The 14832-nt window shown below is 69.7% G+C and carries 13 protein-coding genes; 11 read left to right on the top strand and 2 right to left on the bottom strand.

Features of this window, described 5'->3' with window-relative positions; all coding sequences use genetic code 11:
- Positions 1-273: 273 nt before the first annotated feature.
- From hypF to dop, 4 genes are all read left to right on the top strand, one after another.
- Positions 274-2760 carry a carbamoyltransferase HypF gene (gene hypF / locus AB0K18_RS07305; RefSeq protein ID WP_364911148.1) on the top strand — a complete coding sequence of 829 codons (2487 nt, stop codon included), beginning with the start codon at positions 274-276 and terminating at the stop codon, positions 2758-2760.
- A gap of 10 nt (positions 2761-2770) precedes the next feature.
- On the top strand, positions 2771-3796 hold the full coding sequence (locus AB0K18_RS07300) for a pyridoxal-phosphate dependent enzyme (protein ID WP_364911145.1): 1026 nt from the start codon (positions 2771-2773) through the stop codon (positions 3794-3796).
- Positions 3797-3863: 67 nt separating this feature from the next.
- Positions 3864-4943: an acyltransferase gene (locus AB0K18_RS07295; protein WP_364911143.1), complete on the top strand. Its 1080-nt coding sequence runs from the start codon at positions 3864-3866 to the stop codon at positions 4941-4943.
- An 86-nt stretch (positions 4944-5029) separates the two neighbouring features.
- Positions 5030-6544, top strand: a complete 1515-nt coding sequence (gene dop, locus AB0K18_RS07290) for a depupylase/deamidase Dop (protein ID WP_364911140.1) — start codon at positions 5030-5032, stop codon at positions 6542-6544.
- A 42-nt stretch (positions 6545-6586) separates the two neighbouring features.
- Here the strand turns inward: dop and AB0K18_RS07285 are convergent, their stop codons facing one another.
- A complete protein-coding gene (locus AB0K18_RS07285; RefSeq protein ID WP_364911564.1) occupies positions 6587-6970 on the bottom strand; it encodes a hypothetical protein in 384 nt (127 codons plus the stop codon).
- A gap of 167 nt (positions 6971-7137) precedes the next feature.
- Between AB0K18_RS07285 and AB0K18_RS07280 the strand changes: the two genes are divergently transcribed.
- Together AB0K18_RS07280 and AB0K18_RS07275 are read left to right on the top strand one after the other, a co-directional pair.
- Positions 7138-7347 carry a ubiquitin-like protein Pup gene (locus AB0K18_RS07280; protein ID WP_345385864.1) on the top strand — a complete coding sequence of 70 codons (210 nt, stop codon included), beginning with the start codon at positions 7138-7140 and terminating at the stop codon, positions 7345-7347.
- 32 nt (positions 7348-7379) lie between these two features.
- Positions 7380-8378 (top strand): endonuclease VII domain-containing protein, encoded by a 999-nt coding sequence (locus AB0K18_RS07275; protein ID WP_364911137.1) that lies wholly within the window; start codon positions 7380-7382, stop codon positions 8376-8378.
- A 9-nt stretch (positions 8379-8387) separates the two neighbouring features.
- On the opposite strand, the gene AB0K18_RS07270 is transcribed toward AB0K18_RS07275, so the two are convergent.
- Complete coding sequence (locus AB0K18_RS07270; protein ID WP_364911134.1) at positions 8388-9482, bottom strand: DNA polymerase IV; 1095 nt, start codon at positions 9480-9482, stop codon at positions 8388-8390.
- A gap of 196 nt (positions 9483-9678) precedes the next feature.
- On the opposite strand from AB0K18_RS07270, the gene prcB reads away from it, so the two are divergent.
- The 5 genes from prcB to AB0K18_RS07245 all read left to right on the top strand — a co-directional run bounded on the left by prcB (position 9679) and on the right by AB0K18_RS07245 (position 14747).
- A complete protein-coding gene (gene prcB, locus AB0K18_RS07265) occupies positions 9679-10527 on the top strand; it encodes a proteasome subunit beta (RefSeq protein WP_364911130.1) in 849 nt (282 codons plus the stop codon).
- Between the two features lie 22 nt (positions 10528-10549).
- Positions 10550-11404 carry a proteasome subunit alpha gene (gene prcA, locus AB0K18_RS07260; protein WP_364911561.1) on the top strand — a complete coding sequence of 285 codons (855 nt, stop codon included), beginning with the start codon at positions 10550-10552 and terminating at the stop codon, positions 11402-11404.
- 268 nt (positions 11405-11672) lie between these two features.
- Positions 11673-12197, top strand: coding sequence for a hypothetical protein (locus AB0K18_RS07255; RefSeq protein WP_364911128.1), 525 nt, complete (start codon positions 11673-11675; stop codon positions 12195-12197).
- A 131-nt stretch (positions 12198-12328) separates the two neighbouring features.
- Positions 12329-13687 carry a Pup--protein ligase gene (pafA, locus tag AB0K18_RS07250; RefSeq protein WP_355428161.1) on the top strand — a complete coding sequence of 453 codons (1359 nt, stop codon included), beginning with the start codon at positions 12329-12331 and terminating at the stop codon, positions 13685-13687.
- A gap of 127 nt (positions 13688-13814) precedes the next feature.
- Positions 13815-14747, top strand: coding sequence for an FKBP-type peptidyl-prolyl cis-trans isomerase (locus AB0K18_RS07245; protein ID WP_364911124.1), 933 nt, complete (start codon positions 13815-13817; stop codon positions 14745-14747).
- The last annotated feature ends 85 nt before the right edge of the window (positions 14748-14832 follow it).

Below are 14832 nucleotides of genomic sequence, written 5' to 3'. Positions count from 1 at the left end.
GTGCTTTGCCCGCGACGTGGCCGCCCGCCCATTGCGGGCCCGGGTGCCTTCGGCGCGCCTGCCCTCGTTGAGTGGGGGCGGCGGCCCATTTCGGACAGGCCGTAGCGCCTCGGACGCGTCGTAGGTTTCGGACCTGCCGGTGGGTTTCGGACGCGCGCCCATCCCTCTCGCGTGTCCCGTACGTCCAGGAAGGACGGGAACGTTCCTCCATGCGGCGCGCCGACACGAGCCGATACGCATGCACGCCACCCCCGACAGGCGCACACTGGCCCTGTGACCACGCTCAAACGGGTAGACGTGCACGTCGAAGGCATCGTCCAGGGGGTGGGCTTCCGCCCGTTCGTCCACTCGCTCGCCAACCGCCTGGGGCTGTCCGGCCGGGTACGAGGTGACGTCACCGGCGTGCACATCGAAGTCGAGGGCGCCTGCCAAGGCGTCGAGGAGTTCCTCACCGCACTCGAACGCGACGCCCCCGCCCTGTCCGAGATCGAACGCGTCACCGTCGTCAGCGGCCAACCCGCAGGCCACCGCGGCTTCACCATCGCCGCCGCCGACCCCGCCAGACCCCGCGCCGCCGCCACCCTCGCCGACACCGCCACCTGCGACGACTGCCTGCGCGAACTGGCCGACCCCGACGACCGCCGCCACCGCTACCCCTTCACCGGCTGCGCGAACTGCGGCCCCCGCCTCAGCATCACCCGCGCCCTGCCCGGCGACCGGCCCCACACCACCATGGCGCCCTTCACCATGTGCGCCGACTGCGCCCGCGAACACGACGACCCCAACGACCGCCGCCACCGCGACCCCGCCACCTGCTGCCCCGCCTGCGGCCCCACCCTGACGCTGCGCGACCCGCGCGGCACCGAACTGTGCGGCGACCCCATCGCCTGCGCCGCCGCCCTCCTGCGCGCCGGCCGCGTCGTCGCCGTCAAGGGGTTCGGCGGCTACCACCTCGCCGTCGCCGCCACCGACGAACGCGCCGCCGCCACCCTGCGCGGACGCAAGCACCGCGCGGAGGAGCCGTTCACCGTCATGGCCGCCGACCTCGCCCAGGCCCGGCAGTACTGCGCCATCGACGACACCGCCGCCACCCTCCTCACCAGCCCCGCCCGCCCCGTGGTGTTGCTACCCCTCGGCCCAGACGCCCCCATCGCGCCCTCGGTCGCCTCTCCGGCTGTCTCTTCGGTCGCGTCCTCTGGCGCGCCGGGACGCCGCACGCTCGGGATCACCCTTCCCGCCTCGCCGCTGCACCACCTCCTGCTCGCCGAACTCGGCGCGCCCCTCGCGCTCACCGGCGGCGACGTCGCGGGGGAGCCCCTCGCGTACGAGGACGCCGACGCGCTCACCCGCCTGTCCGGCATCGCCGACGCCTTCCTCACCCACGACCGCGCAATCCACGGCCGCGCCGACGACACCGTCCTGCGCCCCATCGCCGGCGAGATCACCGTGCTGCGCCGCGGCCGCGGCCACGCCCCCGCACCCATCACCCTGCGCCGCCCCGCCCCACGCCCCGTCCTCGCCTGCGGCGCCACCGTCGCCGGCGCCTTCTGCCTGCTGCAGGGCCGCCGCGCCCACCTCTCCCAGTACCTCGGCGACCTCGACGACCACGACACCCTGCGCACCTTCACCGCGACCATCGACCACTACCAGGCCCTGCTCGGCATCCACCCCGAGATCGTCGCCCACGACGCGCACCCCGGCCACCTCGCCACCCGACACGCCCTGGAGCTCACCGGCGTCGACCACGTCGCCGTCCAGCACCACCACGCCCACGTGGCCGCCTGCCTGGCCGACAACGGCGACCTCGGCCCCGTCATCGGCGTCGTACTCGACGGGCTCGGCCACGGCCCCGACGGCACCCTGTGGGGCGGCGAGTTCCTGCGCGCCGACCTCACCGGCTACCAGCGTCTCGCCCACCTCGCCCCGGTGCCCATGCCGGGCGGGCCCGCCGCCGCCCGCCGCCCCTGGCGCATGGCCGCCGCCTACCTGCGCGACCGGCTCGCCGGCGCACTCCAGCAGGCCGGCACCGGCCAGGAAACGCCGCTCACCTCCAGCGCGGGCCATCTGTTCGACGCCGTCGCCGCCCTGCTCGGCCTGCGCGACACCATCACGTACGAGGGGCAATCCGCGGCCGAACTCGAACAGCTCACCGACCCAGCCGAAACCGGCGCCTACCCGGCCGCCCTGAGGCAGACCTCCGGACTCATGGCCGCCGGGCCATCCCCGGCCGGGCCGACCACCGCTGAAACGACCCCCGGTGGGCTGACCGCAGTGGGGCTGACCGCCGCTGAGCCGGTCCGCGCTGAGCCGGTCCGCGCTGAGCCGGTCCGCGCTGAGCCGGTCCGCGCTGAGCCGGTCCGCGCTGAGCCGGCCCGCGCTGAGCCGGCCCCCGGCGAGCCGGCCTTCGCCGGGCTCGCCCCCGTCGACGGCCTTCTCGTCCTGGAGGCGGCCGATCTCGTGCGGGCCGCCGCTGACGACCTCACCGCCGGCACCGACCCCGCCGTCATCGCCGGACGCTTCCACAACGGCCTCGCCGCCGCCGTCACCCGCACCTGCGCCGCGCTCAGGCAGGCCACCGGTCTCACCGCCGTCGCGCTCACCGGCGCGCTCTTCCAGAACGCGCTCCTGCTCGAACGCACCCTGCAGCGGCTGCGGGCGGCCGGATTCAGGGTCCTGCGGCACGTACGCGTGCCACCCGGCGACGGCGGGCTCAGCCTCGGCCAGGCCGCCGTCGCCGCCGCCCGCGACCACCCCGCCTAGCATGGCGATCATGGAGTTCCTCAACCCCGCCCGCAGCCCGTACACCGCCGACGACCGCGCGCTCATCGGGGCCGGGCACGCCAGGCGGGCCCGCGCCCGCTTCGCCCGCCACCCCCGCTACCGGCCCACGCCCCTGCGCACCGTCCCGGGGCTGGCCGGCACCCTGGCCGCCGACGTCAAGGACGAGAGCGGCCGCATGGGGCTCGGCAGCTTCAAGGCGCTCGGCGGCGCGTACGCCGTCCACCTGCTCCACGAACGCGAGCCAGGCGGCGCCCCGTTCGTCTGCGCCAGCGCCGGCAACCACGGCATCTCCGTCGCCTCAGGAGCCGCGGAGGCGGGCGTCCCCTGCGTCGTCCACCTCAGCGAAGGCGTGCCCGAGACGTTCGCGGACCGGCTGCGCGGCCTCGGCGCCGAGGTACGGCGCAGCGGCCCCGACTACGAGGCCAGCATGGCGGCCGCCCTGGACGACGCCAGAACGCACGGCCTGCGCCTCGTGTCCGACAGTTCGTGGCCCGGCTACACCGACGTCCCCCTCGACGTCATGCGCGGCTACACCGTGCTGTTCGACGAGGCCGCCGAGACCGGGCCGTACACGCACGTGGTCGTCCAGGCGGGCGTCGGCGGGCTGGCCGCCGCCGCGGCCGGATACCTGCGCGACCGGTGGGGCGATCGGCCCAGGATCGTCGTCGTCGAACCCGAGGGCGCGCCCTGCCTGACCGAGAGCGCCCGCGCGGGCCGCCCCGTCCGCGTCCCGGGCGGCCACACCACGCTGGGCCGGCTCGACTGCCGCGAACCCTCGCTCCTCGCCCACCGCCTTCTCGGCCACCTCGCCGACCTCTACGTCACCGTCACCGACGAGCAGGCCGGCGCCGCCGCCCGGCTGCTCGCCGGCCACGGCATCGCCCTGTCGGGCTGCGGCGCCGCGGGAGCCGCCGGCCTGCTCGCCCTCACCCCCGCCGCCCGCGACGCCCTCGGCCTCGACGACACCTCGCGTGTGTTGCTAGTGGGAACAGAGGGACCAGTGGAACCAGAGTGATCACTGGTACGTCAAAGAGGGCGTGCACGCTCCGAACCGGCCCAGACACGCACGGGAGAACGGCCGGTTGGCCGAGCTCGACCTGCTCCGCTTCCTCGCCGCCCTGGCCGTCGTCGCCTTCCACTACCTGGTCGCCTACGCCAGCGTGTGGGGAGACCGGCCCGCCGAACTCTTCCCCGCGCTGGCCCCCGTCGCGGGCTTAGGCATCCTCGGCGTCGAGCTGTTCTTCATCATCAGCGGGTTCGTCATCCTCATGAGCGTCTGGGGACGAGGCTTAGGCGCGTTCGCCCGGTCCAGGCTCGTCCGGCTCTACCCCGCGTACTGGCTCAGCCTGGCCGCCATCGCCGCCCTCTACGGGCTCACCGCCGCCAAGCCGCTCAACCCAAAACTTTCCCCAGGCGACTACCTGGTGAACGCCACCATGTTCCAGCGGCTGTTCAAGATCACAGATGCCAGCGGCGTCTACTGGTCGCTCTGGGCCGAACTGCGCTTCTACCTCCTCATCGCCATCCTGGTGATCGTCGGCGTCACGTACCGGCGGGTGCTCGTCTTCGGCGGCGTCTGGCTGGCCGCCGTCGTCATCGCCAGGGAGCTCGGGAACCCCGTGGTCGACGAGATCGTCATGCCGAAGTACGCTCCCTACTTCGTCGCCGGCATGGCCCTCTACCTCATCCACAAGCACGGCAACGCCTGGCTCCCGTGGCTCTACGTGCTCGCCGGCTACGGCCTGTCCTGGGAGTCCGCGCTCGGCCGCGTGCACGACAGGATCGACCTCGCCGGGTTCAAGAACATGCCGGTCACCGACGTCGGCGTCATCGTCACCATCACCCTGGTCTTCGCCGCGACGGCCCTCGTCGCCCTAGGCCTCGTCCGGCTCAGGCCCTCCAGGCTGCTCACCGCGCTCGGCGGCACGACATACCCGCTTTACCTGTTCCATAGCGTCATCGCGGTGGCCCTCATCCCCTTGCTAGTCGGGGATCTTCCGCCCTGGGCGGTCGTCACGATCACGACCCTGACCGCCATCGTGGTGTCGTATCTCGTCTACTCCTTTGCCGAACGCCCCATCCAGCGGCTTCTCAAGCCCCGCAGATCACCGCAAACCACATCAGCTCCGGTCGTACAGGTTGAAAAGGCGTCGGTGCCATAACTCTGTGACCCTGGGGCACTGTGAAGGGCATAGGCTCGGGCATATAAACGGCGGATAGACAGACCCGGACGAACAGAGGGTGTTGCATGACGGTGCGTCGGGTGATGGGCATCGAGACCGAGTACGGCATCTCCGTACCCGGCCAGCCAGGCGCCAACGCGATGGTGACCTCCTCACAGGTCGTGAACGCCTACCTGGCCGCCTCGGCGGCCCGCGCGCGCAGGGCACGATGGGACTTCGAGGAGGAGAACCCGCTGCGCGACGCGCGCGGATTCGACCTGGCCAGGGAGGTGGCGGATCCGACCCAGCTCACCGACGAGGACCTCGGGCTGGCCAACGTCATCCTCACCAACGGCGCCAGGCTCTACGTCGACCACGCCCACCCCGAGTACAGCTCGCCCGAGTGCACCAACCCCCGGGCAGCCGTCATCTGGGACAAAGCCGGCGAAAGAGTGATGTACGACGCCGCCACCCGCGCGTCCGCCATCCCCTCCAACGCCCCCATCCAGCTCTACAAGAACAACACCGACGCCAAAGGCGCCTCCTACGGCTGCCACGAGAACTACCTCATGCGGCGCGCCACCCCCTTCGCCGACATCGTCCGCCACCTCACCCCCTTCTTCGTCTCCCGCCAGGTCGTCACCGGCGCCGGCAAAGTCGGCATCGGCCAGGACAGCCGCGGCGAAGGCTTCCAGATCAGCCAGCGCGCCGACTTCTTCGAAGTCGAAGTAGGACTCGAGACCACCCTCAAACGCCCCATCATCAACACCCGCGACGAACCCCACGCCGACCCCGAGAAATACCGGCGCCTCCACGTCATCATCGGCGACGCCAACATGTCCGAGATCAGCACCTACCTGAAACTCGGCTCCACCGCGCTCGTCCTCGCCATGATCGAAGAGGGCTTCCTCACCCGCGACCTCGCCGTCGAAAACCCCGTCCAGGCCCTGCGCGCCGTCTCCCACGACCCCAGCTGCCGCTACGAGATCCCCATGCGCGACGGACGCAAGCTCACCGCCGTCCAGCTCCAGATGGAATACCTCGAACAGGCCCGCAAATACGTCGAAGAGCGCGGCACCGCCCAAGACGAGATGAACAAGGACATCCTCGACCGCTGGGAATCCGTCCTCACCCGCCTCGCCGAAGACCCCATGCAACTCGCCCGCGAACTCGACTGGGTCGCCAAACTCGAACTCCTCGAGGGCTACCGCAGCCGCGACGGCCTCGCCTGGTCACACCCCAGACTCCAGCTCGTCGACCTCCAATACAGCGACATCCGCCCCGACCGCGGCCTCTACAACCGCCTCGTCGCCCGCGGACGCATGCAACGCCTCGTCACAGAAGACGAAGTCCAGCGCGCCGTCGAACACCCGCCCACCGACACCCGCGCCTACTTCCGCGGCCGCTGCCTCAGCCAATACAGCGAATCCGTCGCCGCCGCCTCCTGGGACTCCGTCATCTTCGACATCCCCGGCCGCGAATCCCTCCAGCGCGTCCCCACCCTGGAGCCCCTCCGCGGCACCAAAGCCCACGTCGGCGAACTCTTCGACCGCTGCCGCACCGCCGCCGACCTCGTCTCCGCACTCACCGGCGGCGAATGACACCAGGCCCCCTGGCGGACACCCGCCAGGGGCGGCCCGCACTCACAGCAGGCCCACCCCCAGCGTCAGCGTGCCCGCCGCCAGCGACACCCCACCAGCCACCGCCAGCCAGATCAACCGGCTCGGCCTCGTGTCCCGCGGACGCACCACCGACAGGAAGAAACCCAGCGGCATCAGGATCGGCGCCGCCGCGATCAGCACCCGCGCCGCCATCCGCGCCGGCTCCGGCAGCCCCGCCTGGTCCACGTACAGCATCGCCACCAGCGCGAACAGCACCAGCACGCCCGCATGCGCGTGCCCGGCCCGCCACAGGCCGCGGCGCACCGGGTTGTCCAGGTAGCCGGGGACGTTCCGCATGAGGAACGTCAGCAGCGTCGTGCCGCCGTAGGCGACGAGCGGGACTGTGATGAGGAGCACACCGGCCATGGTCAACGATATTTCGGACATCTCACACCTCCTGTGGATACGGGGGTTCAGTATTGGATAGTTTCGCTATCCAGTCAAGCCGGCAAGATCGCGGGGCGATCGGCGCGAAATGTCGCCCGGTTCGGGGAAGATATGCCTAGAGGCAGTCCCCCAACCGGAGGTAGGACATGGCAACCAAGGACACCGGTGGTCAGAAGCAGACCGGGCGGCGCGAGAACGAGGTCGAGGAGACCGAGGCCTCGGCGGCGCCGGACGTCCAGGAGCGTCAGGAGAAGCTCACGGACGACGTCGACTCCATTCTGGACGAAATAGACGAAGTTCTCGAAGAGAACGCAGAGGAATTCGTGCGCAGCTACGTCCAAAAGGGCGGGGAGTAGGACAAAACGGACAGACATAAGGGGTAAATTGGGTGGAAACGCCGGACGGATTCAAGTGGTGCTCCGACTGTCAGGCAGTCAAGGAACTTGCCGAGTTCGGGGTCAACAAGCGCATGCCCGATGGGCGGGCGCGCTACTGCAAGGTCTGCTTCCGGCGGCGTTCCACCGCGAGTTATCGCAAACGCAAGGCAGAGCAGGGGAAAACCGTGCGCGAGCGGGTGCAGGTGCCCGAAGGGTGCAAATACTGCCCCCGGTGCACGGAGGTAAAAAGCACAAGCGAGTTCGGCGGTAACCGGGCGATGAAGGATGGCCTGACTGCTTACTGCCGCCCGTGCCACACCGTCGTGGCGCGGGAGAACAAAATCAAGAAATACGGGAGCGAGCGAAACTATCTGCTCCAGTACCGCTATGGGATCACCGAGGACGACTTCGAGCGCATGCTCGCCCGTCAGGGCGGGCTCTGCGCCATCTGCCAGGCCGTTCCCGGGACGTTCATCGATCACTGTCACGCGACCGGCCGGGTGCGTGGCGTGCTCTGTTTCAACTGCAACAACGGGCTGGGGCATTTCACCGACAACCTGGTGTTGCTGGAGCTGGCCGCGCTCTATTTGGAAGGGGAGGTGCTCTGGCCGGAGTTCGTGGTCCTTCCTGAGGGGCGTGGTGATTCTCCGGTGGCGCCGTCGCGGACGTATCACTTGTCGCGGCGTTATCGCGTGCGGCACGAGGACGTCGAGCGGATGATCTCGGCTCAGTACGGGTTGTGCGTGGTGTGCTGGGATCGGCCGCCGGAGCATGTGGATCATTGTCATCGGTCGGGTGCGGTGCGGCATGTGTTGTGTTCGCCGTGCAATACCGGGATCGGGCAGTTCCGTGATGATCCGGGGGTGGTGTGGCGGGCGCTTTCCTATGTGGAGGCGACGGCCGAGGATTTCGGTGAGGTGGTGGTGTCGGATGAGGAGCTGGAGGAGTTGGTGCGGGCCGAGGAGGAGTTGCGGTCGGAGTTCTATGCGCGGGTGACGCGGGTGGGGTGAGGGGTGGTGTCAGGGGCCGGGAGTGGGGCCCGGCTCTGGTTGTTCTGATGCGGTGGGTGGGTCGGGCGTCGTGTACTCCACGGCCACGCCTATGAGGCGGATGGGGCGGGTGAGGTCGTGGCGGGCGAGGGTCGCGTGGGCGGCCTCGGTGATGGTGGTGGGGTCGGTGGTGGGGGTTTTGAGGGTGGTCTGGCGGGTTCTGGTCTGGAACGGGGTTGTGCGGATCTTGACGGTGACGCGGGTGATCTCGCGGCCGGCTTCTCGCGCGTCGTGGGCGACCTGGGTGGCGAGGGTGGTGAGGTGGGCGGCGACGGTGTGGGGGTCGGTGAGGTCGTGGGTGAAGGTGGTCTCGCGGCTGTGGCCGCGGGCGATCCAGGGGGTGGTGACGACTTCCGCTTCGCCTTTGCCGAGTGCGAGGTAGCGGTACCAGGGGCCGTTGGTGGGTCCGAAGTGGCGGGCGAGGTCGCGGGGGTCGGCGGCGGCGAGCTGGGCGACGGTGTGCAGGCCGTGGGCGGCGAGTTTCCTTGCGGTTCTGGCGCCGATGCCCCAGAGGGCGTCGGTGGGGCGGTCGTTCATGACGTCGGCCCAGTTGTCGCTGGTGAGGCGGTAGATGCCGGCGGGTTTGGCGAAGGCGGAGGCGAGTTTGGCCTGGTGTTTGTTGTCGCCGATGCCGATGGAGCAGTCGAGGTGGGTGCGGCGGCGTACGGCGTGCTGGAGGGCGGCGGCGAGGGTTTCCGGGTCGTTCGTGGTGGCGCCGATGAAGGCTTCGTCCCAGCCCCAGACTTCGACGCGGACGGGGTGTTCGCGCAGGACGGCCATGACGCGTTGGGAGGCGGCCTCGTAGGCGGGTGGGTCGGTGGGCAGGAAGACGGCGTCGGGGCAGCGCCGGAGTGCGGTGCGGAGGGGCATGCCGGAGTGGATGCCGTGTTCGCGGGCTTCGTAGGTGGCGGTGGCTGCGACGGTGCGTGGCTGGGTGGGGTCGCCGGTGCCGCCGACGACGACGGGTCTGCCGCGGAGTTCGGGGTGGCGCAGGAGTTCGACCGCGGCGATGAACTGGTCGAGGTCGAGGTGCAGGATCCAGTCTCTCTGGGGCGTGGTGCCCATGTCGCCAGTATGGCGTCGGTGTGACGGCGGGCTGGGGGAGTGGTTGTGGAGGGCGGTTGCCGACCTTTCGGGCGTACGGAATCTTTCGGGCGGCATGGGGATCCTGGTTCGCCGTGAGCTGATCGTGGGAAGTGCAGACAGCAACCCAACATGAGTAGGGTCGCCCTAGGAACACTGAACGTTTGGAGGGAGTCGCGTGGCATCGCACAGGGATCTGCCCGTCGGCTTGGTGAATCAGCTTTTCCAGAACACCGGGAGTTCCTCGTTCACGGAGTTCGTCAGCTCGTACGCGCCCGAGTTGCTGCCACGGCGCGACGAGATGCTGGCCACCCCGATCGGCGACCAGGTTCCGCACGCGACCACGATCGTGGCCGCCACCTTCGCCGGTGGCGTGGTCATGGCGGGCGACCGGCGGGCCACGTCCGGCAACATCATCTCGCAGCGTGACGTGCAGAAGGTGTTCCGCGCCGATGACTATTCGTGCATGGGCATCGCGGGCACGGCCAGCACGGGTCTTGAGTTCGCCCGCCTCTACCGCGTGGAGCTGGAGCACTACGAGAAGCTCGAGGGCCGCACGATGTCGGTCCAGGGCAAGGCCAACAGGCTCGCCACGATGATCAGGGGCAACCTGGCGATGGCGATGCAGGGGCTGGTGGTGGTGCCGTTGTTCGCCGCCTACGACCCCGACAGGGACGAGGGCCGCATCTTCAGCTACGACGTGGCGGGCGGGCCTTACGAGCGGGAGCGGTTCGACGCGATCGGCTCCGGCTCGATCTTCGCGCGCGGGTCGCTGAAGAAGCTCTATCGCGACGGCTCGACGGCCGACGACATGGTGATGACGCTGATCCAGGCGCTCTACGACGCCGCCGACGACGACTCGGCGACCGGTGGGCCCGACGTGACCAGGAAGATCTGGCCGGTCGTGGCCGTGATCGACGCCGACGGCTTCCGCCGCCTGTCGGACGACGAGGTGAGCGCTTACGTCCAGCAGATGCTCGACGCCCGCCTGATCTCGCCCGACGGTCCCATCGCCCCGCTGCGCTAAGCAAAGGATCACCACTGTGTCCATGCCATTCGGATATGCGTCCCCCGAGCAGATCATGCGGGACAAGGCCGACTACGCGCGCAAGGGCATCGCGCGGGGCCGTTCCGTGGTCGTGCTCCAATATGTCGACGGCATTTTGTTCGTGGCGCCCAACCCGTCGAGGGCGCTGCACAAGATCAGCGAGATCTACGACCGCATCGGGTTCGCGGCCGTGGGGCGCTACAACGAGTTCGAGGAGCTGCGGCTCGGCGGCATCCGTTACGCCGACATCAACGGTTACACCTATGACCGTTCCGACGTGACCGGGCGCGGCCTGGCCAACCTCTACGCGTCCAACCTGGGCCGCATCTTCACCGAGTCGATCAAGTCGCTCGAGGTCGAGGTCGTCGTGGCCGAGGTGGGCGAGACGAAGGACGGCGACGCGATCTATCGCCTGACCTTCGACGGCTCGGTGTTCGACGAGCACGGTTTCGCGGCGATGGGCGGGCAGGCCGAGGCGGTGGCGTCCCGGCTGAAGGAGCGTTACCGCGAGTCGATGACGCTGGCCGACGCGCTGGAGGTGGCGCTGACCGCGCTGACGGAGCCGGGCGGTGAGCGGCCGCCGGTGGGTCAGCTCGAGGTGGCGGTGCTCGACCGTAACCGTGAGCACCGCAAGTTCCTGCGGCTGACCGGGGCGCGGCTGGAGCGGCTGCTCGCCCAGACCTCGACTCCGCCGGCCGATGCGGCGGAGTCCTCGGGCGGGCCGTCGGGCGAGTCCACGGGTGAATCCTCGGGTGAGTCCGCCGGGCCGAGCGCACCGTCGTCCGGTGACAAGCCGTCCACGCCGCCGCCCACGGGTCCCGAGGGTCCGGTGGACGACGGTTCGTCGCCGCTGTAGTAGTTCCTGACGTCATCCGGTGGGGCCGCCGATCCGGCGGCCCCACCGGCATGTCCGGCCCCGGCATGTCCGGCTGCCCCGGCGCTTCAGGAGGCCCCCGGGCGGGCCGTGAGGGGGCCGTTGCGGGCTTTTGAGTGCCGGTGGGGCATCTGGGGTTGCGGTGCGGGGTGGGAGGGCTCCCAGGCCCGGACGTGAGGGCCGGGGGAGTGTGACCTGTTTCACTGTGATACGTCCGAACTTGCCGGGCCGCTCGTGGATCTCAAAAGCCGTGACAACTCCACTACGTGGCCTGCTGGTGGCCGGAGCCGCCGCGGCCGTGCTGCTGGCCTCCGGTGCGCCGGCACAGGCGGCCCCCGCGATACCGAAGTTCAAGGCGCCGACGACCTTCGGCACCTCGTTCCAGCCCGACCCGAAGCACGACTTCACCAAGGGCATCCACTCCCGCCGCAACGGGATCCTGCGCGGCCAGATCGTCGCGGTGCGGGGCGGCGTGGCCGAGTACGTGCCGGTCAAGTGGAAGAAGAGCAAGCACACCGAGGGCTACTTCGCGGGCCCGCCCGAGGGCGACGCGATGGCGTACGCCTCGCGCATCGCCAAGGACGTCGTCTACCTGTCGGCGCTGGGCTGCAAGGCCTCCCAGGCGGAGCTGACGGTCAGCCGTAACAGCAGCCTGGGCGTCAAGCGGTGCTCCAGGGCGACGCTGATCAAGCGGCACGGGAAGACGCCGCGGCCTTCGCTCATCACCGTCTACAAGGGGCAGATCGTCAAGGTTCAGGAGATCTTCACTCCCTGACGTACGTCGTGGACGACCCGCGCCCCGTGGGGGCGGGCGCGGGGGACGAAAACGCAGTGCGTGGGAGCCGGACCGGAAAACACGTGCGAAGATCTCTCCCGCTCGCCGATCCGTGGGCATAGTGTGAGGTGATGGATCGTCGCATCTTCGGGCTGGAGAACGAGTACGGCGTGACCTGCACGTTCAGGGGCCAGCGCAGGCTGTCCCCCGACGAGGTCGCGCGCTACCTGTTCCGGCGGGTCGTGTCCTGGGGCCGATCGAGCAACGTCTTCCTCCGCAACGGCGCACGTCTCTATCTCGACGTGGGCAGCCATCCTGAGTACGCAACACCCGAGTGTGACAACGTCATCGAGCTCGTCACCCATGACAAGGCGGGGGAGCGCATCCTCGAGGGCCTGCTGGTGGATGCCGAGAAGCGGCTGCGCGAAGAGGGCATCGCCGGTGACATCTATCTGTTCAAGAACAACACCGACTCGGCCGGCAACTCCTACGGCTGCCACGAGAACTACCTGGTGGGCCGGCACGGCGAGTTCGGCCGGCTGGCCGACGTGCTGATCCCGTTCCTGGTGACGCGGCAGATCGTGTGCGGCGCGGGCAAGGTGCTGCAGACGCCGAGGGGCGCCGTCTACTGCGTCTCGCAGCGGGCCGAGCACATATGGGAGGGCGTCTCCAGCGCGACGACGCGGTCCCGTCCGATCATCAACACGCGGGACGAGCCGCACGCCGACGCCGAGCGGTTCCGCCGCCTGCACGTCATCGTGGGCGACTCCAACATGAGCGAGACGACCATGCTGCTGAAGGTCGGCGCGACCGACCTGGTGCTGCGCATGATCGAGTCGGGCACGGTGATGCGCGACCTGTCGCTGGAGAACCCGATCAGGGCGATCCGCGAGGTCTCTCACGACATGACGGGCCGGCGGCGGGTGCGGCTGGCCAACGGGCGTGAGGCGTCGAGCCTGGAGATCCAGCAGGAGTACCTGTCGAAGGCGAAGGACTTCGTCGACCGGCGCGGCGGCGACGCGATCGCCCATCGGGTGCTGGAGCTGTGGGAGCGCACGCTGACCGCGGTCGACACGGGCAATCTGGACCTGGTGTCGCGGGAGATCGACTGGGTGACGAAATACCAGCTGATCGAGCGTTACCGCCGCAAGTACGACCTGCCGCTGTCGTCGCCGCGGGTGGCCCAGCTCGACCTGGCCTATCACGACGTGCACCGTAAGCGCGGCCTGTTCTACCTGCTGCAGAAGCGCGGCTCCGTGGAGCGGGTGGCGTCCGATCTGAAGATCTTCGAGGCGAAGTCGGTGCCGCCGCAGACGACCAGGGCGCGGCTGCGGGGCGAGTTCATCCGCAAGGCGCAGGAGAAGCGGCGCGACTTCACCGTCGACTGGGTGCATCTCAAGCTCAACGACCAGGCGCAGCGCACGGTGCTGTGCAAGGACCCGTTCAGGAGTGTGGACGAGCGGGTCGACAAGCTGATCGCCGGCATGTGACCGGTGGGTGTCCTGCCCCGGAACCGCGGCGCGGTTCCGGGGCTGGGCGTGGGGTGCCGTTTACCTCGGCCCTACTCCGGAGTCGGGTAGTGTGGCGCGAATCTGACGTCTCTTCCGAGGGAAATCCATGCGCCGCGCTCTGGCCGTACTGGCCGCCGTGCCATTGATCTTGTTCGCCGCCGCGTGCGGCTCCGACGACGGTTCCGGCACGACCGCCTCCACCGGCGGGTCGTCCGGCGTCAAGGTCGCCGGGAACGTGGGGGCGAAGCCCACGGTGACGTTCCCGTCCGGCACGCCCGCGACCACGTCGTCGTACGAGGTGATCCAGCCCGGCGACGGCACGGGCGTCAAGGCGGGTGACCGGGTGATCGTGAACCTGACCGTCTACAACTGGGACGGCAAGGACAACAAGGTCCAGGGCTCGTCCTACGACACGAAGGCGCCGGAGACGATCGCCGTCAACGAGCAGCTGCCGCAGGTGCTGCAGGAGGGCTTCACCAAGGTCAAGGGCGGCGGGCGGCTGATGGCCGTGCTGGCCAATGACGCGGTGCAGGGGCAGCAGCAGGCGGCTCCGGCGGAGCCGACGAAGGTGTTCGTGTTCGACGTGGTCGGCACCCGGCCGGCGCCGCTGAAGGCGGCCACCGGCACGGAGACGAAGGAGTCGATCAAGGGCGTCGAAGTCGTCAACCCCGGCGGTGAGAAGGCGCCGACGCTGACCACGAAGACCAAGGAGAAGGCGCCGAAGGACCTCGTCGTCAAGACGCTGATCACCGGCACCGGCGAGAAGGTGACCGCGAACCAGACGCTGTCGGTGCACTACACGGGCAAGATCTGGGGCACCGACAAGCAGTTCGACTCCAGCTGGGAGCGTGGCGAGCCGGCCGAGTTCCCGCTCGGCCAGGTGATCCAGGGCTGGCAGAAGGGCCTGGTGGACGTGCCGGTCGGCAGCCGGGTCATGATGAGCATCCCGCCGGAGATGGGCTACGGCAGCCAGGAGCAGCAGGGCATCCCGGCCAACAGCACGCTGGTGTTCGTCGTGGACGTCCTGGGCGCCTACTGAGGCGTCTTCAGCGAACCGCCGGTCCGCCGGCCGGCGGACCGGTAGCATCGCGAGGCCCGGTGGCATGGCGCCGCCGGGCCGTTTC

The sequence above is a fragment of the Nonomuraea sp. NPDC049421 genome, from assembly GCF_040677005.1.
Taxonomy (GTDB): domain Bacteria; phylum Actinomycetota; class Actinomycetes; order Streptosporangiales; family Streptosporangiaceae; genus Nonomuraea; species Nonomuraea salmonea.
This window is presented reverse-complemented; position numbering and strand designations above follow the sequence as displayed.

Coding starts and splice junctions, on each gene's coding strand:
- AB0K18_RS07300 (WP_364911145.1), top strand. CDS start 2,771: ATGGAGTTCCTCAACCCCGCCCGCAGCCCGTACACCGCCGACGACCGC.
- dop (WP_364911140.1), top strand. CDS start 5,030: ATGACGGTGCGTCGGGTGATGGGCATCGAGACCGAGTACGGCATCTCC.
- AB0K18_RS07285 (WP_364911564.1), bottom strand. CDS start 6,970: ATGGCCGGTGTGCTCCTCATCACAGTCCCGCTCGTCGCCTACGGCGGC.
- AB0K18_RS07280 (WP_345385864.1), top strand. CDS start 7,138: ATGGCAACCAAGGACACCGGTGGTCAGAAGCAGACCGGGCGGCGCGAG.
- AB0K18_RS07270 (WP_364911134.1), bottom strand. CDS start 9,482: ATGGGCACCACGCCCCAGAGAGACTGGATCCTGCACCTCGACCTCGAC.
- prcA (WP_364911561.1), top strand. CDS start 10,550: ATGCCATTCGGATATGCGTCCCCCGAGCAGATCATGCGGGACAAGGCC.
- pafA (WP_355428161.1), top strand. CDS start 12,329: ATGGATCGTCGCATCTTCGGGCTGGAGAACGAGTACGGCGTGACCTGC.
- AB0K18_RS07245 (WP_364911124.1), top strand. CDS start 13,815: ATGCGCCGCGCTCTGGCCGTACTGGCCGCCGTGCCATTGATCTTGTTC.